Source organism: Arthrobacter sp. NicSoilB8, from assembly GCF_019977355.1.
GTDB lineage: Bacteria > Actinomycetota > Actinomycetes > Actinomycetales > Micrococcaceae > Arthrobacter.
Window position 1 is genome coordinate 2,727,709 of the sequence record NZ_AP024655.1, and the last position, 21,834, is coordinate 2,749,542.

21 protein-coding genes are annotated in these 21,834 nt (G+C 67.9%); 8 read left to right on the forward strand and 13 right to left on the reverse strand.

Translation table 11 applies throughout. The features are described 5' to 3' along the window. Nucleotides 1-3: 3 nt before the first annotated feature. From LDO15_RS12270 to LDO15_RS12285, 4 genes are all read right to left on the reverse strand, one after another. Nucleotides 4-378: a DUF948 domain-containing protein gene (locus LDO15_RS12270; RefSeq protein WP_223979135.1), complete on the reverse strand. Its 375-nt coding sequence runs from the start codon at nucleotides 376-378 to the stop codon at nucleotides 4-6. 192 nt (nucleotides 379-570) lie between these two features. Beyond that, nucleotides 571-1,197, reverse strand: a complete 627-nt coding sequence (gene rpsD / locus LDO15_RS12275) for a 30S ribosomal protein S4 (protein ID WP_091251848.1) — start codon at nucleotides 1,195-1,197, stop codon at nucleotides 571-573. 212 nt (nucleotides 1,198-1,409) lie between these two features. Then, a complete protein-coding gene (locus tag LDO15_RS12280) occupies nucleotides 1,410-1,808 on the reverse strand; it encodes a cupin (RefSeq protein ID WP_223979136.1) in 399 nt (132 codons plus the stop codon). Nucleotides 1,809-2,119: 311 nt separating this feature from the next. Next, nucleotides 2,120-3,679 carry a replication-associated recombination protein A gene (locus LDO15_RS12285; RefSeq protein WP_223979137.1) on the reverse strand — a complete coding sequence of 520 codons (1,560 nt, stop codon included), beginning with the start codon at nucleotides 3,677-3,679 and terminating at the stop codon, nucleotides 2,120-2,122. 73 nt (nucleotides 3,680-3,752) lie between these two features. Here LDO15_RS12285 and LDO15_RS12290 point away from each other — a divergent pair, with 73 nt between their 5' ends. Then, nucleotides 3,753-4,400, forward strand: a complete 648-nt coding sequence (locus LDO15_RS12290) for an acVLRF1 family peptidyl-tRNA hydrolase (protein WP_223979138.1) — start codon at nucleotides 3,753-3,755, stop codon at nucleotides 4,398-4,400. A gap of 76 nt (nucleotides 4,401-4,476) precedes the next feature. Here LDO15_RS12290 and LDO15_RS12295 read toward each other — a convergent pair whose 3' ends face one another. The 6 genes from LDO15_RS12295 to LDO15_RS12320 all read right to left on the reverse strand — a co-directional run bounded on the left by LDO15_RS12295 (nucleotide 4,477) and on the right by LDO15_RS12320 (nucleotide 10,450). Then, complete coding sequence (locus tag LDO15_RS12295) at nucleotides 4,477-4,800, reverse strand: 2Fe-2S iron-sulfur cluster-binding protein (RefSeq protein WP_223979140.1); 324 nt, start codon at nucleotides 4,798-4,800, stop codon at nucleotides 4,477-4,479. 50 nt (nucleotides 4,801-4,850) lie between these two features. Beyond that, nucleotides 4,851-6,104: an FAD-dependent oxidoreductase gene (locus LDO15_RS12300; protein WP_223979142.1), complete on the reverse strand. Its 1,254-nt coding sequence runs from the start codon at nucleotides 6,102-6,104 to the stop codon at nucleotides 4,851-4,853. After that, nucleotides 6,097-7,374, reverse strand: coding sequence for a cytochrome P450 (locus LDO15_RS12305; RefSeq protein WP_223979144.1), 1,278 nt, complete (start codon nucleotides 7,372-7,374; stop codon nucleotides 6,097-6,099). Before LDO15_RS12305 ends, LDO15_RS12300 begins: the two co-directional genes overlap by 8 nt. Nucleotides 7,375-7,515: 141 nt before the next feature. After that, entirely contained in the window at nucleotides 7,516-7,761 is a 246-nt protein-coding gene (locus tag LDO15_RS12310; protein WP_223979146.1) for a hypothetical protein, read from the reverse strand. A gap of 181 nt (nucleotides 7,762-7,942) precedes the next feature. Continuing rightward, nucleotides 7,943-8,716 (reverse strand): IclR family transcriptional regulator, encoded by a 774-nt coding sequence (locus tag LDO15_RS12315; RefSeq protein ID WP_223979148.1) that lies wholly within the window; start codon nucleotides 8,714-8,716, stop codon nucleotides 7,943-7,945. Between the two features lie 21 nt (nucleotides 8,717-8,737). Beyond that, entirely contained in the window at nucleotides 8,738-10,450 is a 1,713-nt protein-coding gene (locus tag LDO15_RS12320) for an FAD-dependent oxidoreductase (RefSeq protein WP_223979150.1), read from the reverse strand. Between the two features lie 132 nt (nucleotides 10,451-10,582). Between LDO15_RS12320 and LDO15_RS12325 the strand changes: the two genes are divergently transcribed. The 6 genes from LDO15_RS12325 (at nucleotide 10,583) to LDO15_RS12350 (ending at nucleotide 16,075) form a co-directional block, all read left to right on the forward strand. Continuing rightward, nucleotides 10,583-11,368, forward strand: a complete 786-nt coding sequence (locus LDO15_RS12325) for an IclR family transcriptional regulator (RefSeq protein WP_223979152.1) — start codon at nucleotides 10,583-10,585, stop codon at nucleotides 11,366-11,368. 108 nt (nucleotides 11,369-11,476) lie between these two features. Beyond that, the gene (locus LDO15_RS12330; RefSeq protein WP_223979154.1) at nucleotides 11,477-12,238 is read left to right on the forward strand and encodes an SDR family oxidoreductase; all 762 of its coding nucleotides are present in this window, start codon (nucleotides 11,477-11,479) and stop codon (nucleotides 12,236-12,238) included. Between the two features lie 45 nt (nucleotides 12,239-12,283). Further along, nucleotides 12,284-13,990, forward strand: a complete 1,707-nt coding sequence (locus LDO15_RS12335; protein ID WP_223979156.1) for an FAD-dependent oxidoreductase — start codon at nucleotides 12,284-12,286, stop codon at nucleotides 13,988-13,990. Between the two features lies 1 nt (nucleotide 13,991). Next, a complete protein-coding gene (locus LDO15_RS12340; protein ID WP_223979158.1) occupies nucleotides 13,992-14,321 on the forward strand; it encodes a Dabb family protein in 330 nt (109 codons plus the stop codon). Between the two features lie 10 nt (nucleotides 14,322-14,331). Further along, nucleotides 14,332-15,744 (forward strand): MFS transporter, encoded by a 1,413-nt coding sequence (locus LDO15_RS12345; RefSeq protein ID WP_223979159.1) that lies wholly within the window; start codon nucleotides 14,332-14,334, stop codon nucleotides 15,742-15,744. Nucleotides 15,745-15,769: 25 nt separating this feature from the next. Then, nucleotides 15,770-16,075: a hypothetical protein gene (locus LDO15_RS12350; protein ID WP_223979161.1), complete on the forward strand. Its 306-nt coding sequence runs from the start codon at nucleotides 15,770-15,772 to the stop codon at nucleotides 16,073-16,075. A gap of 25 nt (nucleotides 16,076-16,100) precedes the next feature. Here LDO15_RS12350 and LDO15_RS12355 read toward each other — a convergent pair whose 3' ends face one another. Beyond that, nucleotides 16,101-16,970 carry a GNAT family N-acetyltransferase gene (locus LDO15_RS12355; protein ID WP_223979163.1) on the reverse strand — a complete coding sequence of 290 codons (870 nt, stop codon included), beginning with the start codon at nucleotides 16,968-16,970 and terminating at the stop codon, nucleotides 16,101-16,103. 93 nt (nucleotides 16,971-17,063) lie between these two features. Next, entirely contained in the window at nucleotides 17,064-18,830 is a 1,767-nt protein-coding gene (aspS, locus tag LDO15_RS12360; RefSeq protein ID WP_223979164.1) for an aspartate--tRNA ligase, read from the reverse strand. Nucleotides 18,831-18,953: 123 nt separating this feature from the next. Between aspS and LDO15_RS12365 the strand changes: the two genes are divergently transcribed. Beyond that, complete coding sequence (locus LDO15_RS12365; protein ID WP_223979165.1) at nucleotides 18,954-20,288, forward strand: APC family permease; 1,335 nt, start codon at nucleotides 18,954-18,956, stop codon at nucleotides 20,286-20,288. A gap of 108 nt (nucleotides 20,289-20,396) precedes the next feature. Here LDO15_RS12365 and hisS read toward each other — a convergent pair whose 3' ends face one another. Beyond that, on the reverse strand, nucleotides 20,397-21,740 hold the full coding sequence (gene hisS, locus LDO15_RS12370) for a histidine--tRNA ligase (protein ID WP_223979166.1): 1,344 nt from the start codon (nucleotides 21,738-21,740) through the stop codon (nucleotides 20,397-20,399). Nucleotides 21,741-21,834 lie beyond the last annotated feature (94 nt).

Consider the following 21,834-nt stretch of genomic DNA (forward strand, 5'->3'; position numbering starts at 1 on the left):
GGCTTAGCGGCTGCGGCGGCCGGTGGCGGGCTTCTTGCGGCTGGCGAAGGCGGAGCGCACGCCGTAGCTGAAGGCTGCCACCTTGATCAGCGGCGAGCCCACGGTGGCGGCCATGAGCGAGGACAGTGCCGAAATGTTGGCGGAGGCGTCCGAGACGTTGGAGGCAATGCCGTCCACCTTCTTCAGCTGCTCGTTGGTGGTGGACACCGTGGCGGTGACTTCGTCCATGAGCGGGGTGGCGCCGTCGCTGATGGAGCGGATGGAGGTCCGCACTTCGTCAAACACTCCCCCGAGCTTCAGGATCGGCACGGCGAGCAGCAGGACCAGCAGTGCAAACACTCCAGCCGCGATCAGGCCGGCAATATCGCCACCAGACATAGACACTCATCTCCTTGAACTGCAGTGGATACCTGCTCGTTGCGTCGGTTCCCGACGGTTTCGTCCGACAGTTTCATCCGACGGTTTCAGCCGGCAGGCAGAAACGGCTCCCGGGGAACTCCCCCAAGTACCTTACATACAAAGAAGCCCGCGGCGCTTGCCACGGGCTTCTTTGGAGGTGTTGCCTTCTATTTAGCGTGCGTAGAATTCCACGACGAGCTGCTCTTCGCAGGTCACGGGGATCTCGGAACGCTTGGGGCGGCGCACCAGGCGGGCCTGGAGGGCGTCAAGCTTGACGTCCAGGTAGGCCGGAACCATCGGCAGGACGTCGCGGTGAGCGCCGGCTGCTGCAACCTGGAACGGAGGCATGGTCTCGCTGCGGCTGTGAACGTGGACCAGCTGGCCCTCGCCGACGCGGAAAGACGGGCGGTCAACGCGGATGCCGTCAACCAGGATGTGGCGGTGCACAACCAGCTGGCGGGCCTGGGCGATCGTGCGGGCAAAGCCGGCACGCAGCACGAGGGCGTCGAGACGCATTTCGAGCAGTTCGATCAGGTTTTCACCGGTCAGGCCCTTGGTGCGGCGTGCTTCTTCGAAGGCACGGGTCATCTGGGCTTCGCGGATGCCGTACTGGGCGCGCAGACGCTGCTTTTCGCGCAGACGTACGGCGTAGTCGGAGTCCTGCTTCTTGCGGGCACGGCCGTGCTCACCGGGGCCGTACGGGCGGCGCTCCATGTACTTGGCGGCCTTGGGGGTCAGAGCGATGCCGAGTGCACGCGAAAGGCGTGCGGTACGGCGAGCACGAGTGTTGTTAGCCACTTGTGTCCTTCCAATATCTGCGGTGTGTCAGTGTTACTGGCCTCCACGATGGAGAGCATCGGCCAACCGCTGCCTTTTGCTACTGGGCACAGGGCAACCCTCATCAAATGCTAAGTTTCGATGGATTGTGCGTCCGTGCCTTGCCAGACAACGAACCAGCCTACCATGGCGCGGGCCGCAGGCCGAAGTTCTGCCCGAAGCCGGCACCGACGTCAGATCCGGGCGTGCAAGCCCCGGCCGCCCCTGCGCACGAACGATGCCGCACCCAGGAATTCCACGGCCACGAACGGGTCCGGACCCACGACCCATTCGTCATGGCCCGGCGGAATGGCGTAGGTGTCGTTGGCGTGGATCATCGAATGCAGCCCCTCGGCCGTTTCGACTTCCATCACTCCGGAAATGCAAAAACCGAGATGGTGGTGCAGGCAGGCGTCGGTCTGCTCGTAGGGTTTGGTGCTCTCCGACCAGCGCCAGCCCGGTGCGAGAATCAACTTGGCGACCGAGTAGTCGTTAACGGTGCAGAGGTCGAATTCGGCCTTGTCCGGGCACCGCTTCCTGTCGGGCACGTCGAAAGACTTCACTGCCATGGCGGTAACGAAATTCATGGTCATGGGACACTACCTGGGGACTGGGCGGGACGCTCGCGCTGGAAACCTTGGATGGAGCGAAGCCGGCTGACGTTCCGGGGTGCGGTAGCCAGAGCCGGCCAAATGAGCCGCGCTGTCCCCTGCGCCGCATGGACAGTCAGCAGATCCATGCTGACCGTAATTCCACGTTAGACCTCCTACCCCCTATGTCAACGGTGGATTCCGGCGCCATGGACCCCCAGCTGGCCAGCCGCCAGGCCAGGAACGGAACAGAGTCCGGCCAGGGGCAGGTCAGGTGCAGGTCAGGGGCAGAACCGGCTCAGAAAACGGGCAGATTACTTGCCGCGGATGATTTTCCGGAGCCGCTCAAGCCGGGTGGAAATGTCGCGTTCGGCCCCGTTGGCAGTGGGTTCGTAGTAATTCCGGCCCACGAGGTCGTCCGGCGGGTACTGCTGCGTGGCCACGGCATGCGGTGCGTCATGGGCGTATTTGTAGCCTTTGCCGTGGCCCAACTGTTTGGAGCCCGGGTAGTGGGCGTCGCGCAGATGGGCCGGGACCCCGTTCCCGAGCCCGGCCCGGACATCGGCGATCGCCTGGTTGATCCCCATATAGGCGGCGTTTGACTTCGGCGCGGTGGCCAGGTGCACCACGGCCTCGGCGAGGATGATCCGGCCTTCCGGCATGCCGATCAGCTGGACGGCCTGGGCTGCCGCGACGGCGGTCTGCAGGGCCGTCGGGTCAGCCATGCCGACGTCCTCGGCCGCGGAGATCACGATCCGGCGGGCCACGAACCGCGGGTCCTCTCCGGCCTCGAGCATCCGGGCGAGATAGTGCAGGGCGGCGTCGACGTCCGAGCCACGGATCGATTTGATGAACGCGCTGGCGACGTCGTAGTGCTGGTCCCCGGCCCGGTCGTAGCGAACGGAGGCGACATCCAGGGCCCGCTCTGTGTGCTTGAGTTCAATACTCACCGGAGCATCCCCGGCCGCCCCGGCGGCTGCACCGGCGACGCCTGCGTCGATGTCGTCCGCATCACCGAAGGCGACGCCGGCGGCGGCCTCGAGTGCCGTCAGGGCACGGCGGGCGTCGCCGCCGGAAAGCCGGACCAGGTGCGCCAGCGCGTCGGCACTGAGTCTTGCTTTGCCGTTGAGGCCGCGGACATCCGTGACGGCCCGCTGGAGCAGGCCCTCGACGTCGGCGTCGGTGAGCGGTTTGAGGGTCAGCAGCAGCGAGCGGGACAGCAGCGGGGACACCACGGAGAAGGAAGGGTTTTCGGTGGTGGCCGCCACGAGCACCACCCAGCGGTTCTCGACGCCGGGCAGCAGCGCGTCCTGCTGCGCCTTGTTGAAGCGGTGGATCTCGTCGAGGAACAGGACCGTGGTGGTCTTGAAGAGGTCGCGCGCCGTCAGGGCCTCATCCATGACGCGGCGGACGTCCTTGACGCCGGCGGTGATGGCGGAGAGTTCGACGAATTTCCTGCCGGGGCCCTTCGCAATCACGTGGGCAAGGGTGGTCTTGCCGGTTCCGGGTGGACCCCAAAGGATCACCGAGCTCGGTCCGGCCGGTCCGGTCGCGTTGGAACCGGCGGCCAGCTGGCGCAGCGGGGAGCCCTGGCCGAGCAGGTGCTGCTGGCCCACCACGTCATCCAGGGTGCGCGGCCGCATCCGGACGGCGAGCGGGCTGCGCGGCGACCCGGCCCCCGAGGGACGGGGAGCCTGACGGGGAGCCGGACGGGGAGCCGGACGGGTTCCGGACCCGGCGCTGCCGGATTCGTCGCCGCCGTCGCTGATTCCGGCGACGCTGATTCCGGGGTCGCTGATTCCGCCGTCGACGTCGTCTGCGTCGGCATCATTTCTGTCGGCAGCGTCCCGCCCTGCGCCAAAGAGATCATCCACATAGATAGGCTACTTCTAGTTCCCGCCCGGACTGACACCGTCCTGCCCGCTACCCCGCACTGGAGAGCCTGCCATGCCCAGCCCCGAGTCCCGTGTGGCCTTCGTTTCCGGCGCCCGGCTTCCGGGCTGGGTGGATCGCTTCGCAGCGAGTCATGGCGCGCTGCTGGAGGAGGAGCTCGACGCCGGCCTGCAGCTGCGCGCCGCGGACGGCGCCGTGGCGCTGCTGCAAGCGCCCTGGCCCGTTGACGGCCGGCCCGGGCACGGCGGCGACGCGGTGGCACGGCTGGCTTCCCTGGCCGGGCAGCCCCGGAGCATCGGTACCGTGCTGGTCCGCCGCGGCGGATATTCGGTGGCGGTGGTCAGCAGCGGCGCCGTGCTGGCGTCCAAAACCGGCACCCGTCACGTCCAGTCACGGACCGCTGCCGGCGGCTGGTCGCAGCAGCGCTTCGCCCGGCGGCGCGCCAACCAGGCCGATGCCCTCGTCGAAGCGGTTGCCGTGCACGCCGGGAGAATCTTCGCGGCGCACCGGATCGAGTATCTGGCGCCGGGCGGCGACCGGACTTTGGCCGATCAGGTCCTCGCCGAGCCGGTCCTGAAGCGCTACGCCGTCCTGCCGCGGCTGGCGTTCCTGGACGTCCCGGATCCGCGCGCCACGGTCCTCAAGAAGGCCGCCGCGGAGCTGTGCTCGGTGCGGATCCTGGTGACCGATCCGGCGCCGTAGGAACGGCCGCCGTTCCATCCCCCAAGGTGCAGATGGAACGACGGCCTCTTCGCTACCCGGCTCCCTGGCGCCGCAGCTACTCCTCCGGCGCCAGAGTGACGGTGGCGCCGTTGAGTTCGCGGCTGAAGTCGAGCTGGCAGGAGAGCCTGGAGCCGCATTCCTGGTAGCCCTCGGCCTCGGCCAGCACCTCGAGTTCGTCCTCGCTGCGTTCGGCCACGGTGTCGAAGACCTCCTTCTCAAGGAAGACGTGGCAGGTGGCACAGGAGGCTGTGCCGCCGCAGGATGCCAGGACCGGGAGGTCGTTGTCGCGGAGGGCCTCCATCAGGGTCTGGTCCGGCTCCCATTCGAGGCTGTGGGTGGACCCCTCGCGGTCGACGACGGTGAGTTTGTTATTGCTCATGGTTGTTCCTTAGTTTTCAGGCAGCCACAGTTTTCAGGCAGCTGCGGTTTTCAGGCAGCCGCGAACGCGGCGTCGGCCAGCGGGGTGCCGGGATCGGCGGCGAGCAACGGGTCAATCCGCGCCTTCCGGACGATCAGTTTCCTGGCCGGCCGGAAGTCGGTCAGGCCTGCGATGGTGTCGACGGCGGCGAGGCGCCCGTCCCGGAGATAGACCACCGAGAACCTGCCGTCCGCCGGGGCTCCGCGCACGATCACCTCGTCAGCCGGGTGGCGGACCCCGGCCGTCTGCAGCCGGACACCGTGCTGCACCGTCCAGAACCACGGGATTTCCGGCTCTGCGGCGTCCTGGCCGGTGATGTCCGCCGCCACCCTGTCGGCCTGCCCCATCGCGTTCTGGATGCATTCGAGGCGCTGGCTGGCGCCGTCGATGCTGCTGGTGAAGCGCGTGACGTCGCCGGTGGCGTAGATGTCCGGAACGGAGGTCCGGCCATCCCCGTCCACGAGGATCCCGTCCCGGCACTCGAGTCCGGCACAGGCGGCGAGTTCCTGGTTGGGCACCACGCCGATTCCGGCGAGGACGACGTCGGCCGGGTAGGAGCTGCCGTCGGCGGTGACCACCCGTTCGGCCCGTTCGTCCCCTTCGATAGCGGTGACCGCGGCACCGAAGACGAACCGGACGCCGTTTCGTTCATGAAGCTGCTCGAAGAAGCGGGACACCGGTTCGGAGGTCACGCGGCTCATCACACGGTCCTGGAATTCGAGCACCGTGACCTCGCAGCCCCGGGCGGAAGCAGCGGCCGCGACTTCCAGGCCGATGTACCCGGCGCCGATAATGGCGACCCGGGCGCCGGGGACGAGGGCGCGCTTGAGTTCCAGGGCGTCATCCCGGGTCCGCAGGGCCTGCACCCCGGGAAGGCCCGCCCCGGGGACCGTCAGGGACCTGGCCCGCGAACCGGTGGCTATGACGAGGCGGTGGTAACCCTGGCGGCTGCCGTCGGACAGCTGGAGGGTCCGCGCGGCCGGGTCCAGGGCGTCGACGGTGAGCCCGGCCCGCCGGTCAATGTGCTTGTCCTCGTAGAACTTCTCCTTGCGCAGCACGGCGGACTCATCCGGGGCGCCCGCCTTCAGGAGTTCCTTGGACAGCGGAGGGCGTTCGTAGGGCGTCTCCTTTTCGGCTTCGAGCAGCAGGATATCCCCGCCCCAGCCGCGGGTGCGCAGTCCTGCGGCCACCGCGACACCGGAATGACCGGCGCCGATGATGACGATTGGATTCAGACCGTTCCCGGTGGGCTGCCGGCTAGACATTGAACTTCTCCAGCTTCACGTGCAGGTGCTCCGGCCCCGAGTTGGTCAGATTGTTGCCCCGGACGTATTCGATCGGCTTGTCCTGGCTGAGGGCCAGGGAGCCAAGCTTTGCGGCGAGGAGTTCCACCGTCACCACCGTTTCCAGCCTGGCCAGCGGGGCGCCGAGGCAGCTGTGCACGCCGTGGCCGAAGCCGAGGTGACCGTCGGTGTTGCGGTCCATGTCGAATCTCTCGCCGTCGGGGTACTTGTTGCTGTCGCGGTTCGCGGCGGCGGGCAGCAGCCGGACGATGGCGCCGGCCGGGAGGCGCACGCCGGCGACTTCGACTTCTTCGGTGGTGATCCGGCTGGCGCGCTGCACCGTTCCGCGGAAGCGGGCCAGTTCCTCCACGAAGAGGCTCGCCTCGGCGGGGTTCTGCCGGATCCGGTGCAGCAGTTCAGGCTGTTCGCTGAAGACCCGGAAGGCATTGGCAAGCAGGATGGTGGTGGTGTCATGGCCGGCGACAAAGACGAAGGCGCAGAGTTCCTTGGCTTCCTTCTCGCTGAGCAGGCCCTCCTTCCACATCCGGGCGATGTGGCCGCCCACCGACTCGCTTCCCTCGGCGTGGAGGCGTTCCATGGTGTCCTTCAAATACGCGAAGAACTCGAACGTGCTCTGTTCGTCGGTGCCCGTGCCCTGCGCGTTGCGGGCCAACCGGCCGAAGTAGCTGAAGGTCTCGTCGGACCAGAACTTCATCTTTTCGAAGTCCGACGCCGGGACGTCCAGCAGGGCGCTGATGGTGGACATGCTCAACGGGATCGCGTAGTCGTCGACGGCGTCCCCGCCTCCCGCCGCGATCATCGGGTCAAGGTATTTGTGGGCGTTTTCGCGGACCCGCTCCTCGAAGCGGGCGATCGCCTTTGGCGTGAAGGCCTGCGCAACCACCTGGCGCAGTCGGGTGTGGTTGGGCGCGTCGAACAGGGTCAAAAAGGTCAGCGGTACCGGGTCCACGACCTGGGAGGAGAAGACCTTGGGGGCGCGCATGGCCTTGCGGACGTCGTCGTAACGGGAGATGAACCAGACGTCCGAGACCGGCGAGGCGGCGCGGAGGACCGGGGCGTTCTCGCGCATCCATGCGTAGTGCGCATACGGATCCCCCTGCGTTCCGTCGTCGACGACCTTGAACGGCGCCATGCCGTCCGGCCAGGCGAGTTCATGGGAGTATGGCGGCAATTCGGCCGGCCCGGAGGGAGAGACTTCTTCGGGGCATAGTTCTGTGGTGGCGGCAGACATCGTTGTCCTTCTTTCGGAGTACGCCGACGTGATCTACGTCTCAACCAACAGTGCCAACTGGGGGCCGGGCCGCCCCATAGGCCTTCCGTTCATCGGTTGTGAAAGCCGCCTGCCGGTGCTCCTGTCAGGCGCCCGTTCCCCCTAAGCGCCGACCTTGCTCTTCACCGGGGTTGCAGGCAGGCTCGCAGCCCACGCAATGCCGACGGCGATCTGCAATACACTGATGGTCCGCGTCACCTGGGGATGCTGGGCGAACATGCGCATGCACTTGCGCCACGGTTCGGGCCCGATCTCCCACCGGGTGCAGTGCTGGACCGGAAACAACGCTCCGAGGACACCGTCGCCGATGGCCATCATGGCTACGGATTCCGCAATAACAACTCTCATGAAACGCCTCCAGGAACTCTGGCAGTGGACGCCCCGCCCGCATGCCGGGCGCTGGAGGGGCAACGGCCCCTCCTCGCTCCCGACTATTCCCCGGCCACACCGGGTGACCCAAGTGCTGAAAGACCCGGACCGGCTGGACTGCGGGACCCGGAGCCGGCCGGTTAGAGTCAGATGCTGCCGGTCAGAAACGCCGAGGCTCGGGAGCGGAGGCCTTGAGGGCACGGGCAATCCCGTGGGCGGCCGTCAGCAGCGCCGGGACCGTAAGGGGCACGGCGGCTTCGCCCCTGGGAACAATGGCGTTGAGCGCGGCCGCGACCGTGCCGTCCGGGCCGAAGACCGGAACGGCGATGCCGGTCCATTCGGTCACCCCGATTCCCGGGATGGCGACGAAACCGCGCTGCCTGATCTCAGCCAAATGCTTCCGGATCAGCGGAGGGTCCGTAATGGTCTCCCGGGTGACCTGTTCCAGCCGGCCGGAGAGTACTTCCGCCTGGACGGCAGGCGCCGAGTACGCGAGCAGGACGAGCCCGGAGGACGAGGCATGGATCGGCATTCTCTGCGCGATGTGGGCCGCCCGCAGGCTGGAATCCGGCGAGGAAAGCCGCTCGACGTAGAGCACCGTGCCGTGGTCCAGCACGGCGAGGGTTGTGTGCTGGTGCACGGCGGCCTGGACATCGTCCATATACGGCAGCGCCACCTCGCGGAGATTCAGCGCCCTCGACCCACGGGCCGCGAGTTCCCACATCCGCATCCCCGACCGCAGGTTCCCGTCCGGCAACCGCTCGATCAGGCCGTGCAGCACCAGGTCGTCCACGAGCCGGTGGGCGGTGGTCAAGGGCAGGCCGGCTCTGCGGGCAAGGCCGGAGAGCGTCATAGTGGGCAGGTCCCGGTCGAACGCGCTCATAAGCCGCACGACGCGGCTGATGACCGATTCGCCGGTCGGCGAATTCGCCACGGTGCGCTCCGCAGCCCGAGGTCAGATGCTGGCGACGCGGGCGATCCCGCGGTCGGCGGCGAGTTTCGCGATGTCGCGGCCCGCGCGGTAGCCGAACACCAGGGCCGGGCCGATGTGTGAGCCATAGCCCGGGTAGCCGCCGCCGAAGACGCTGACGGCCGCCGCGCCGACCGCCAGCAGGCCGGGAATCGCCGTTCCCTCCGCGGTGGTGACCTCCGAGCGTTCGTTGACGCCGATGCCGGCGAAGGTGCCCAGGTCGCCCATCTGGATCTTCGCCGCGTAGTACGGTCCCTTGCCGACCGGGGCCAGGTTGGGGTTGGGCTGGTGCTCCATGTCACCGCGGAAGTGGTTGTACAGGGTGGAACCGCGGCCGAACGCCGGATCCTCGCCGCGTTCCGCGGCCGGGTTGAAGCCGGCCACAGTCGTCTCCAGGCCGGCGGCGTCGATGCCGAGCTTGCCGGCCAGTTCCGCCAGGGTGTCCGCCTTGACCAGGTAGCCCGTCTTGTAGAAGTAGCCGCGCGGCATCGGCCAAGGCTTGGCATAGCCAATCCCGTACTTGTGCATTGTCGTCGCGTCTCCGATCACATACCCGAACGTCTTGTCCTCGTCCTTGTTGTGCTCAATCATGGTCCCGCCGAAGTCGTGGTAGCTCAGGGCTTCGTTCCCGAAGCGCTTGCCGTGGCGGTCGACGGCGATCAGGCCCGGCAGGCCGATGGCGCGCAGGTGCGGGAAGAGCCGCTGCTTGCCGTTGAGGTACTTGAAGACTGTGACCGGCGCCCAGGAGCCCACGCTGAAGACGGACGCGTCGATGTGGCCGCCGGCACTGATCGCGAGCGTGGCGGCGTCACCGCCGTGGCCCACGGTCGGGGTGAAGTGGTCGTCCGCGTCGTGCGGGAAATACTGCTTCCGCAGTTCCTTGTTGCCGGAGAATCCGCCGGCGGCGAGGATGACGCCCAGGCGTGCCTCCACGGTGGCGGCGTGGTCTCCGCCGAGGACGGCCCCGGTGACGGTTCCGGCGTCGTCCCGGGTAAGTGAGAGGACCGGAGAGGAATTCCAGAGGCGCACGCCCAGGTCATCGGCGCTTTTCACCATGCGCGTCATCAGGGCGTTGCCGTTGGAACGCAGCACGGGGCGCCGGTAGCGGGCCGCATCGGCCCAGGTGCGCAGCAGCTTCCTGGCAACGTAGACAAACGACTTGACCGACTGGTTCACGTGGAAGAACTCGTTGATATCCGGACCCACCTGCGGCATGTAGCCAAAGACGGTGTAGGAGCTCATGTACGGCTGCATCAGGAGGCGCTTGTCCCCCAGTATCCGCGCGTCAACGTCCTGCGGCAGGATGGCCCGGCCCGACAGTTTCGCGCCCGGCAGGTCCATCTGGTAGTCCGGCGACTTCTCCGGGTACGTGAACTTCACTTCTGTCTCGTTCTCGAAGAAGGCGATGGCTTCCGGCACGGTGTCCAGGAATTCGCCCACTCCTTCTTCGTTGAAGGTCTCCGGGGCCAGGTTCCGCAGGTAGGTCTCCGCCTCCTCACGGGTGTCCCCCTGCTGAACGCCCTGTTTGTTGCCGGGAACCCAGGCCCACCCGGCGGAGATCGCCGTCGTGCCGCCGAAGTACCGTTCCTTTTCCGCGACGATCACGGTCAATCCCTGCGCGGCGGCCTTCAATGCTGCGGCCATGCCGGCCACACCGGAGCCGATGACAAGGACATCGCAGAGGACGGGGTTACTCATGGTTTTGCTCCGTTCAGTCGGCCGCGCGCTTCCCTGCGGCAGCCGGGGTGGAATGCTAGACCCCCAGTAGAGCCGGTGACGCGGATCACCGCGAGGACGATTACCATTGAGCGGGAATCCTGAGGAGGTTCAGTGGCGAATTCCCCATCCGGCGAGTCGATCATCGGGCGTTTCGTGAAGATTGTGAGCGCGTTCGACGACGGCCACACCTCCATGAGCGTCGCCGAACTGGGCCGGCGCACCGGGCTTCCGGTGACCACGACATACCGGCTGGTCAACGATCTGTTGCTCGAACGGCTCCTCGAGCGCGAGCCCGGTGGCGACATCCACATCGGGACCCGGATGTGGGAGCTCGTGTCGCGCGGGTCCAAGATGGTGGGCCTGCGGGAGGCCGCCCTGCCGTTCATGGAAGACGTCCAGGCCGTGGTCCAGCATTCGACCACCCTGGCCATCCTGGACTCTGATGAGGTGCTGTACATCGAGCGGCTGGGCTCGGACAGGACAATCGTGGACATCACCAAAATCGCCGGCCGCCTCCCCGTCCATGCGACCTCATCCGGGCTGGTCCTGCTCGCGTACTCCCCTGCGGCCTACCAGGACAGCATCCTGGCCCGCCAGCTGACGAAGTACACCGAAACCACCCTGACCGACCCGGCCCTTCTCCGCCGCCACCTGGCCGAGATCAGGCAGCGCGGCTTCGCTGCGATGCCCGGAGTGATCGTCCCCGAGTCCAGCGGCATCGCGGTTCCCGTCTTCGGCCCGGACAACGCCATCCGAGCGGCCCTCAGCGTGGTGGTGCCGCGCAACGAGGAGAACGCGGCCGCCAGGGTCCCCGTCCTGATGGCTGCCGCGCGGGGCATATCGCGGGCCCTCGGCTGGCGCGGTGAGCTGAAGGGCACCCTCCGCCAGAGCCACTAACCATTGCCTTGCCGTTCATCGGTAATCGTGTGGTCGTCGTCACAACTCCCCTGTCACTCTGGCTGGGACGCAGCAAAGAGGCTGCAGGAGTTACGAGGAGCAGACCACATGAACCCCACAGCGAACCGCGTGGCCGGAAAGACCGCAATCGTCACCGGCGGCCGCGGCGATCTGGGCAGCGCCACCGCCGCGCTGCTGGCCCGGCACGGCGCCAAGGTCGCCAGCCTTGACGTTGCCGGCATCCCGGCCGGTGTCCGGCACGGCAGCATCAGCGAGTACGACGTCGACGTCACCAGCGAGGACAGCGTCGCCGAGGCGGTCCGCCGGGTCACCGGCGACCTCGGCGCCCCGGACATCCTGGTCAACGCCGCCGGCATTATCGGCCCGGCCGGGGCGTCCCACACCGCCTCCGTCTCCGACTTCGACACCATCTTCAACGTCAACGTCAAGGGCGTCTGGCTGATGACCAAGCACGTGGTCCCGGGAATGATCGAGAAGGGCGCCGGCAGCATCGTGAACTTCTCCTCCATCCACGGCATCACCGGCGGCCGGAACGTGCCGCTGTACCACGCCACGAAGGGCGCCGTCCGGCTGCTGAGCAAATCCGATGCGGCAGCCTACGGCAGCCACGGCATCCGGGTGAACTCCATCCACCCCGGTTCCATGAACACCCGGATGAGCCGCCGCTCCGCCGAACAGTCGGACATCGGCGCGGAACAGTACTACAGGCAGCTCGTCGGCTCCAACCCGTTGCCCCGGCAGGGCGAACCGGACGAAATCGCCTACGGCGTCCTGTACCTGGCCTCGGACGAATCCCGTTTCACCACCGGCTCGGAACTCGTGATCGACGGCGGCTACACCGCCGTCTGAGGGCCCCAGCGCCCCCAACTCTTCCCTCCCCGAAAGGCAACACCCATGAAATTCGTCAATGGCACAGCAGCGGACAGTTACGACGTCGTCGTCGTCGGCTCCGGCGCCGGCGCCCTCACCGCGGCTGCCACCGCCGCACGGGCCGGCAAGTCCGTCGTCGTCCTGGAAAGGAGCGGCCTGCTGGGCGGCACGTCTGCCGTCTCCGGCGGCATGCTCTGGGTCGCCGACAACCACCATGCCCGGGAAGCCGGGATCACCGATTCGAAGGAGGCGGCCGCCGAGTATGTCCGCGCCGTGGCCCGCGGCCGCGGCCGGAAGGAGCTCCTGGACGCCGCCCTGGACTACGGGGACCAGATGCTCCGCTTCGTGGAGGAGGAATGCGGTGTCCGCTTCATCTTCCTCAACAACTTCCCCGACTACCGCCAGGACCTGCCCGGCGCCATGGAGGGCGGCCGCACGGTCGAGCCCGAGCTGTTCAACAGCAAGGAAGCCCTCGGCGCGCTCACCTCCCATGTCCGCACCGACGGCCGCGCCCCCTTCACGATGCAGGAATACGAAAACTGGGGCGCGTTCACCAAGTTCCCCTGGGATGACCTCAACCAGCGCCAGGCCGACGGACTCGTGGCCAAGGGCCAGGCCCTCGTCTCCATGCTCCTTGCGAGCCTGGTCCGCGACGGCGCGGCCCTCGTCACCGGCGCCCGCGGCCACCGGCTGCTCACGGACGGCGGGCGGGTGACCGGCGTCGAACTCGAAACCGGCGAGGTGATCCGGGCCAACGACGGCGTGGTGCTGGCCACCGGCGGCTTCGAATGGGACAAGGCACTGGCGGATTCGATGCTCGCCTCGCGGCTCTACACGATGTGCTCGCCGCCCTCGAACACCGGCGACGGCCTGCGGATGTCCCAGCGGATCGGCGGCCAGACCCGCGGCACCCGCGAAGCCTGGTGGGCGCCGATGTCCATTACCGGCGACACCCGTGACGGGCAGCCAATCGGCACCCTGCTCCGCTTCGAACGCCAGGGACCGGGCTCGCTCATGGTCAACCGACACGGCCGCCGCTTCGCCAACGAATCCCAGAACTACAACGACCTCGCCCGCAGCCTGCAGTCCTGGGACTCCGCCAGGAACCAGGCCCTGAACACTCCCGCGCACGTGATCGTGGACCACGCCTACATGGAACGCTACGGCATCCTGGCCCACCGCGCCGGCCAGCCCACCCCCGCCTATCTGATCGAGGCGCCGACCCTGGCGGAACTCGCGGCGAAAATCGGCGTGCCCGCCGAAAACCTGGCCGCAACGGTGGCCCGCTTCAACGAATTCGCCGTCAAGGGCGAGGACCCCGACTTCGGCCGCGGCGAAAGCGCGTACGACAAATACTGGGGCGACGACGAGAGCCCCTATCCGAACCCGTCCCTGGGACCGCTGCGGACCGGGCCGTTCTACGCGATGGAAGTGGTTAACGGCGCATTCGGCACCAACGGCGGCGTCGCCACCGACGGCCGGGCCCGGGTCCTGGACGTCGACAACCGCCCCATCGAGGGCCTGTATGCCGCCGGCAACACCACCGAAAACGCCTACGCGGCAGGGTACCCGGGCGCCGGCGCGACGCTCGGCCCCATCATGACCATGGGCTACCTCGCCGGCCGCACCATCGCCGGCCAGGAACCCGGCTTCGTCTCCGGTGCCGCGGCCCCCGCCGAAGGAACCATTGAGGCAGCCACCGAATCGGCAACCGAACTGGTGGGTGCCTGAGATGATCCGCCACACCGTCCTCTTCAAGTTCAACCCGGACTTCCCGCCCGCCGACAAGCAGGCGTGGATCGCCGGTCTCAACAAGATGACCGGGAATATCCCCGGAATGCTCAGCCTGACCCACGGCCCGGACCTGCTCAACACCGAGCGCTCCTTCGACTACGCCATCGTGGCGGACTTCGAAACGGTCGAGGACATTGCGGTGTACAACACGCATCCGCTACACGAGCCGCTCAAGGCGTACTCGTTTCCCAATAGCCAGCAGATCCTCGCGGTGGACTTCCACCTCGAGGATGCCCAGCCGGCGTCCACCGAGACATCGTTGTCTTAAGGAGATCACCATGGACACTGCACCTGCCCCGCGCCCGGCCGCGCGCAAGACTCCGCGGAAGGCGGCCCTGGCATCATTCCTGGGCAGCACGCTGGAGTACTACGACTTCTTCATCTACGGGACTGCCGCCGCCCTGGTGTTCCCGCACCTGTTCTTCCCCTCCGCCGACCCCGCCATCGGCCTGATCGGCGCCTTCGCCACCTTCGGCGTCGCCTACGTGGCGCGGCCGGTGGGCGGGCTGGTCATGGGCCACTTCGGTGACAAGCTGGGCCGTAAGAAGATCCTGCTGCTCACCCTGGGCATCATGGGCCTGGCCTCGCTCGGCATCGGTTTCCTGCCGACCTACGGACAGGTCGGCGTCTGGGCCCCGATCCTGCTCGTGGCCGGCCGGCTCGCCCAGGGTTTCTCCGCGGGGGCCGAATCGGCGGGCGCGTCCACGCTCACCCTCGAGCACTCGCCGGAGGGCAAGCGCGGCTTCTTCACCAGCTTCGTGATGACCGGCTACGCCTCCGGCATGGTCCTGGCTACCCTCGTCTTCATTCCCGTGACGTCCCTGCCGCAGGAAGCCATGATGAGCTGGGGCTGGCGCGTCCCGTTCTGGCTCTCCATCGTGGTCCTGGGCATCGCCTACTGGGTCCGGACTCACCTGGACGAGACCCCGGTCTTCGAGGAGGCCCAGGAGCACCGGCAGGTCGCTCCCATGCCGCTCAAGGACGTGCTCAAGTTCCAGGGCGCCGATGTCCTGCGCGTGGTGGGCATGTCCATCATGTCCGTGATGCAGACCATCTTCACGGTCTTCGGCCTGGCCTACGCCACCTCCACGGCAGGCTTTGACCGGGCCTCCATCCTGACCGTCAACGCCGTGGCCGTTGGCCTGTCGATGTTCGCCATGCCGCTGGCCGCGAAGCTCTCGGACCGGATCGGCCGGCGCCCGGTACTGCTGACCGCCGCGATCGGCTGCTCCGTCACGATCTTCCTGTACTTCCTGGCACTGTCCTCGGGGAACCTCGTGCTGGTCTTCCTGGCCGCGTTCGTGAACATGACGGTCCTGTACTCCGGCTTCAATGGCATCTGGCCCGCGTTCTTCGCCGAACAGTTTGCCTCGCCGGTGCGCTACACGGGCATGGCGATGGGAAACCAGCTGGGCCTGGTCCTGGCCGGCTTCGCCCCGATGATTGCCGGGATGCTCCTGACCCCGGGTATCGCCGGCTGGGTTCCGGTGGCCGTCTTCGGGACGGTCTGCATGCTGATCGCTGCCGCCTCGGTGTACTTCTCCCGCGAGACGCATAAGACCCCGATCGGGGACCTTGGCGCGCCGTACCTGGCCGGGACCGCCCGCCGCCGGGAACTGCTTGCCGGGCCCACCAGGGAACAGGACCTCACTGAGCAGGAGCCGGCACAGCCGGCCCTCCCGCTTCACTGAAACACCTCAACCGAAGGGCACCCCCATGTACCGACGCACCCCGCACCGAATCACCCTGTACCGACGCACCCTCCACAGCTGCACCCTCCACAGCTGCACCCTGCACAGCCGCACCGGAATACATGCTGCTCACCCGCACCACTGGCCGTTTCACCACACGGGGTTGCACAGCCCCGGCGCCCCGACCGGGGAAGATGCGGCCAGGGAGGACGCCGCAGGAGCGCAGGCGTCGTCCGCCGCAGCCGACCTTGCCGGGGATGGCGGGCTCGCCGCGTTGCCCTGGATCGGGCTCCACTACGCGAGCGAAGGCGCGCCCGAAGGCATGGGTTAGGCGACCTGAACGGCGGCCGCAATCCTCAGCAGCCGGTCAGGTGCCGCTTCGGCCGTTCCTGCCGGTACAGATAGCGGCAGGATTCACGGAAACCGGCTGCGGCGTAAAGATCGCGGGCTCCGGCGTTGGAGGCCATCACCAGAAGCCAGTAGCCCGCCACCCCGCGGGCATCACCCTCACGCAGGAGAGCCCGGACAATCCGGCCGCCGTAGCCGCGCCGCCGCACCTCCGGACGCGTTGCCATGCAGTACAGGCCACCCCGGCCGGGCCCGCCGGATGCAGTGTGGGGCAAGGCGAGCCGTGCGACGGCGGCGGGCACGCCGCCGCCGTCCCGGACCAGGGCATACACGGCCGGGCAGCCCTGCAGGATGCCGCGGGCGACGGCGAGCTCGGCCGCTCCCCCGCGGCCATCAACGCTCCACCACAGGTCCAGCCACTCGGCGGACGGCTCATCCGAGATTTCCACGGCCGGATCCAGATCGCCGGAGTCCGCGCCGGGCTCCGCCCCGGGTTCACTGATGCCGGATCCACGGACCAGGACCAGGGTTTCGGACTGCCGGGTGAACCCTTCGCCGTCGAGCACCGTGTTCAGGGCCGCGGAACGCGGCCCGTCAAAGACCTGGAAGATCAGCGGAAGCCGGCGGGTCCGGTACCAGAGGCGCGCCGCCCGGACTCCGGCCAGCAGCAGGTGGGGGTCGGCACCGGGATCCCGCGGCCAAACCGAGTTGGCCCGCTGCGTCACCCCGGAGGACGCCCGCAGCACCCACCCGCCAGACACCTCCCGCTCGGCGGCGGGCCACGCCGAATCCATCAGCGTCTCCAGCCCGGGGACGGACGGGGGTATCGAAAAGGGGACCGGCAAGGGAGCCGATGCGGGGTTCGGGTTCAGGTCCATCGAGGTTCTCCGTCCGGAACGGGGTGCGGGCAACCGGAAGACAGCAGGGGCTCCCCGGTTGCCCGGGGAGCCCCTGCTGCTGGTGTTTTCAGTCTAGTTCTTGGCCTCCGGCTTGAAATCAACGCCGGCTTCCTTGCGCTGTTGCGCCGTGATGGGAGCGGGAGCCTGGGTCAGGGGGTCGTAGCCGCCGCCGGACTTCGGGAACGCAATGACGTCGCGGATGGATTCCACGCCGGCCAGCAGGGCAACCACGCGGTCCCACCCGAAGGCGATGCCGCCGTGCGGAGGGGCACCGAACTTGAAGCCCTCCAGCAGGAAGCCGAACTTGGTCTGGGCGTCTGCCTTGTCCAGGCCCATGAGCTCGAAGACGCGCTCCTGCATATCGCGCTCGTGGATACGGATTGAGCCGCCGCCGATTTCGTTGCCGTTGCAGACGATGTCGTACGCATAGGACAGCGCCGACTCGGGGTCCTGGTCGAAGGAGTCCATGAACTCGGGCTTGGGCGAGGTGAAGGCGTGGTGGACGGCGGTCCATTTGCCCGCGCCGACGGCGACGTCGCCGGACGCCACCGCAGCAGCGGCAGGCTCGAACATCGGCGCGTCCACGACCCAGCAGAAGGCCCAGTCAGAGGGGTTGATGAGGCCGGTGCGGTGGCCGATCTCCACGCGGGCGGCGCCGAGGAGTGCACGGGACGGGGTCTTCTCGCCGGCGGCGAAGAAGATGCAGTCACCGGGCTTGGCGCCGACGGCGTCGGCGAGGCCGGCACGCTCGGTGTCGGTGAGGTTCTTGGCGACGGGGCCGGCGAGTTCGCCGTCTTCCTTGTACAGGACGTAGGCCAGGCCCTTGGCACCGCGCTGCTTGGCCCATTCCTGCCAGGCGTCGAGGGCGCGGCGGGCCTGCGAGGCGCCGCCGGGCATGACGACGGCACCGACGTAGGGCGCCTTGAAGACGCCGAAGTTGGTGTCCTTGAAGAATTCGGTGAGTTCGGTGAGCTCCAGGCCGAAGCGCAGATCCGGTTTGTCCGAGCCGTAGCGGGCCATGGCGTCGTGGTAGGTGATGCGCTGGATCGGCGTCGGGATTTCGACGTCGATCAGCTTCCAGAGGGCCTTGACGATGTTCTCGCCGAGACGGATGATGTCGTCCTGCTCGACGAAGCTGGCTTCGATGTCGAGCTGGGTGAATTCCGGCTGGCGGTCGGCGCGGAAGTCTTCATCGCGATAGCAGCGGGCGATCTGGTAGTACTTTTCGAAGCCGCCCACCTGCAGGAGCTGCTTGAAGAGCTGCGGGGACTGCGGCAGGGCGTACCAGGAACCCGGTGCTAGGCGTGCGGGGACCACGAAGTCGCGGGCGCCTTCCGGCGTCGAACGGGTCAGCGTGGGGGTTTCGATCTCCACGTAGCCGTCCTGGTGGAGCAGCTCGCGGGCCACGCGGTTGGCCTCGGAGCGCAGCCGCAGGTTGCGGGCCGGGCCGGGGCGGCGCAGGTCCAGGTAGCGGTGCTTGAGGCGGGCTTCCTCGCCGACTTCGACGTGCTCGTCGATCTGGAACGGCAGCGGATCGGACGTGTTGAGGATGGTGACCTTCTCGGCCATGACCTCGATCTCGCCGGTGGGAAGCGCCGGGTTCTCGTTGCCTTCGGGGCGCTGGGACACGGTCCCGACAATCTGCAGCACGTACTCGTTGCGCAGGCCGTGGAAGACCTCTTCTTCGCGGACTACAACCTGGGCGACGCCGGACGCGTCGCGCAGGTCGACGAATGCGACACCACCGTGGTCACGACGCCGGCCGACCCAGCCGGCGAGGGTTACGGTTTGTCCAATGTGCTCGGAACGAAGAGATCCGAGGTCATGTGTGCGCAGCACAGCACGCCTTTCTGAAGAAGACAGAGGGAAAATCAAAAGCGATATTAAAACTATGACGTTCTAATAGGATCGCTACGGGAACGATCCCGTTCGAGTTTACCCGTTGGAAAGGCCCCTCCCGCCATGGCAACCCGGCATAACGGAACCCGGCGCAATGACCGGCCCGGCCAGCAGGAGCTGCAGCGCCGGCTCGGCGTCTTCGACTCCACGGCAATCGGGCTCGGTTCCATGCTGGGCGCCGGCGTGTTTGTGGTGTTCGCCCCCGCCGCTGCCCTGGCCGGGCCGCTGCTGACCCTCGCGGTGGTCGTGGCCGGCGTCATCGCCTACTGCAATGCCGTCGCGTCGGCGCAGCTGGCGGCCAAATACCCTGCCAGCGGCGGCACCTATGTGTATGGGCGCCGGCGGCTCGGCGAGTGGCCAGGCTTCATTGCGGGCTGGGGTTTTGTGACCGGCAAGACGGCGTCCTGCGCGGCCATGGCGCTCACGTTCGGGCACTACGTCGCGCCGGCCTACGCCACGCCGCTGGCGGTTGCCGGCGTCGTGGTCCTCACCGGCGTCAACCTGCTCGGCATCACCCGGACCGCGCTGCTGACCAGGATCCTGCTCGCCGTGGTGCTGGCCACCCTGGTGTTCGTCGCCGTGGCGTCGCTGCTGGGGCCGCACCCGGAAGGGGCCCCGGCAGTGACACCGGGATCCGTCTACCCCGCGACGCTCTCCGGCGGCGGCTGGGGCATCCTTCCCGCGGCCGGGCTGATGTTCTTCGCCTTTGCAGGCTACGCGCGGATCGCCACGCTGGGCGAGGAGGTCAAGGACCCCACGCGCACCATCCCGCGGGCCATCCTGGCCGCGCTGGCCGGCGCCTTCGTGGTTTACCTGGGCCTGGCCGCCCTGCTCCAGTGGCACCTGCCCCCTGCGCAGCTGGCGGGTTCGACGGCGCCCCTGCTTGACGCGGTGGCGGTCTCACGGCTTAGCGCCGGCATGCCCTTCGTCCAGGCCGGGGCGGCGGCCGCGTGCCTTGGCGCACTGCTGGCCCTCATCACCGGGGTGGGCAGGACCACCCTGGCCATGGCCCGGGAACGCGACCTGCCCGCCCCGCTGGCCCGAGTGGGCGGTGCGCACACGGTCCCGTTTGTGGCGGAACTGGCCGTCGCCGCCGTCGTCATCATCCTGCTGCTGAGCACCAATGTGATGACCGTGGTCGGATTCTCCAGTTTCGGGGTGCTGATCTACTACGCCGTGACCAACGCCGCGGCCTTCACGCTGGAGGGCCGGCCCTGGCACGCGCCGCGCTGGCTCAACGTGCTGGGGTTCCTCGGCTGCCTGGTCCTGGCTGTGACCCTGCCGCCGGCCTCCATGCTGGTCATGGCGGCCGTGCTGGCGGTCGGGATAGCCGGGCGGTTCCTGGTCCTGCGGCTGCGCAGAACCGCCCGGCCGCGCCGCACGTCCAGGGAAAGTTAGCTCCCGGCCGGGCGAGGGCTCTGTGTTAGCGGTGCACCGAATAACTTGGGCACTCAATGACTAGCGCGCTGAATAGCTAGTGCACTGAACAACGCGTGCACTGAATAACTAGTGCACCGCAGTGACCCGCACGTGCAGGTCCTCCTCGGCGGGCGTCCACGTGGCCGGATCGGCGTCGTACTGCTCGCCCGAGCGGATGTCCTTGACCTGGTGCTTGCCGTCGTCGTCGGTGAACCAGACAAACGGAATGCCGCGGCGGTCGGCGAACTTGATCTGCTTGCCGAACTTCTCGGCCTTCGCGGCCACCTCAGTGGCGATGCCGCGGCTGCGCAGCTGCGCCGCGACATCCTGCGCCGCGCCCCAGCTGTCGTCGTTGTTCAGCGCCACCAGGACGGCCGTCGGAACCGAGCGGGAGGCCTTGGCGAGGTCCTGGCTCAGGATCCGTGACACCAGCCGGGTCACCCCGATTGAGAGGCCGACGCCGGGGAACTTGCGGTTGCCTTTGCTGGCCAGGGCGTCGTAGCGTCCGCCGGAGCAGATCGAGCCCAGCTGTTCGTGCCCCACCAGGACGGTTTCCACCACGGTGCCCGTGTAGTAGTCGAGTCCGCGGGCGATGCTGAGGTCCGCGACCACGCGGCCGGGGGCGCGCTGGACGGCGGCCGCGATGACCTGCTCCAGTTCGCTCAGGCCCTCCTCGAGCAGCTCGTTGCTGACGCCCAACGCCCGGACCTGTTCCACGAAGGACGTGTCCTTGGTACGGATGCTCGCGAGCTTGAGGGCGGCCTGCGCCTGGTCGTCGGTGGCGCCGAGTTCCTCCTTGAGCAGCTCGGCCACCTTCGCCGGCCCCACCTTCTCGAGTTTGTCGATGCTGCGCAGGACGCCGGCGGTGTCCGTGAGCCCGATCCCGGTGTAAAAGCCCTCGGCGAGCTTGCGGTTATTGATCCGCAGCAGAAAGTCGGGGATGGGCAGCGCGTTCAGCGCCTCGGCGATCACGAGCGCGATCTCAACGTCATAGCGGAACGGCAGCTCGCCGTCGCCGACCACATCGATGTCCGCCTGGGTGAACTCGCGGGCCCGTCCCTCCTGGGGACGTTCGCCGCGCCAGACCTTCTGGATCTGGTACCGGCGGAACGGGAACGCGAGGTAGCCGGCGTTTTCCACGACGTAGCGGGCGAACGGCACCGTGAGGTCGAAGTGCAGGGCCAGGGCGTGCGGGTCGGCCTTGGCAGCGGCGTCGCCCTCATCGTCCTGGAGCCGGCTCAGGCCGTAGACCTCCTTGTCGATTTCTCCCTTGCGCAGCAGCTGCCCCACCGTTTCCACGGCGCGGGTCTCGATCGAGGAGAAACCATGGAGCTCGAAGGTCCGGCGCAGCGTGTCCAGCACATGGAGTTCCACCAGCCGCTCCTCGGGAAGCCACTCGGGGAATCCTGACAGGGAGGCTGTGCGTGCCATGGTGAAATTTTCTCCTCTGGTTACTACTGCGGTATCTCGGTGCTTGTGCAGTATCTTCGGGCGCGGGCGTCTCGCGGCATTCTCTGTCGAAACG

Coding starts and splice junctions, on each gene's coding strand:
- LDO15_RS12270 (WP_223979135.1), bottom strand. CDS start 378: ATGTCTGGTGGCGATATTGCCGGCCTGATCGCGGCTGGAGTGTTTGCA.
- LDO15_RS12280 (WP_223979136.1), bottom strand. CDS start 1,808: ATGACCATGAATTTCGTTACCGCCATGGCAGTGAAGTCTTTCGACGTG.
- LDO15_RS12290 (WP_223979138.1), top strand. CDS start 3,753: ATGCCCAGCCCCGAGTCCCGTGTGGCCTTCGTTTCCGGCGCCCGGCTT.
- LDO15_RS12295 (WP_223979140.1), bottom strand. CDS start 4,800: ATGAGCAATAACAAACTCACCGTCGTCGACCGCGAGGGGTCCACCCAC.
- LDO15_RS12300 (WP_223979142.1), bottom strand. CDS start 6,104: ATGTCTAGCCGGCAGCCCACCGGGAACGGTCTGAATCCAATCGTCATC.
- LDO15_RS12305 (WP_223979144.1), bottom strand. CDS start 7,374: ATGTCTGCCGCCACCACAGAACTATGCCCCGAAGAAGTCTCTCCCTCC.
- LDO15_RS12310 (WP_223979146.1), bottom strand. CDS start 7,761: ATGAGAGTTGTTATTGCGGAATCCGTAGCCATGATGGCCATCGGCGAC.
- LDO15_RS12320 (WP_223979150.1), bottom strand. CDS start 10,450: ATGAGTAACCCCGTCCTCTGCGATGTCCTTGTCATCGGCTCCGGTGTG.
- LDO15_RS12330 (WP_223979154.1), top strand. CDS start 11,477: ATGAACCCCACAGCGAACCGCGTGGCCGGAAAGACCGCAATCGTCACC.
- LDO15_RS12335 (WP_223979156.1), top strand. CDS start 12,284: ATGAAATTCGTCAATGGCACAGCAGCGGACAGTTACGACGTCGTCGTC.
- LDO15_RS12340 (WP_223979158.1), top strand. CDS start 13,992: ATGATCCGCCACACCGTCCTCTTCAAGTTCAACCCGGACTTCCCGCCC.
- LDO15_RS12345 (WP_223979159.1), top strand. CDS start 14,332: ATGGACACTGCACCTGCCCCGCGCCCGGCCGCGCGCAAGACTCCGCGG.
- LDO15_RS12350 (WP_223979161.1), top strand. CDS start 15,770: ATGTACCGACGCACCCCGCACCGAATCACCCTGTACCGACGCACCCTC.
- LDO15_RS12355 (WP_223979163.1), bottom strand. CDS start 16,970: ATGGACCTGAACCCGAACCCCGCATCGGCTCCCTTGCCGGTCCCCTTT.
- LDO15_RS12365 (WP_223979165.1), top strand. CDS start 18,954: ATGGCAACCCGGCATAACGGAACCCGGCGCAATGACCGGCCCGGCCAG.
- hisS (WP_223979166.1), bottom strand. CDS start 21,740: ATGGCACGCACAGCCTCCCTGTCAGGATTCCCCGAGTGGCTTCCCGAG.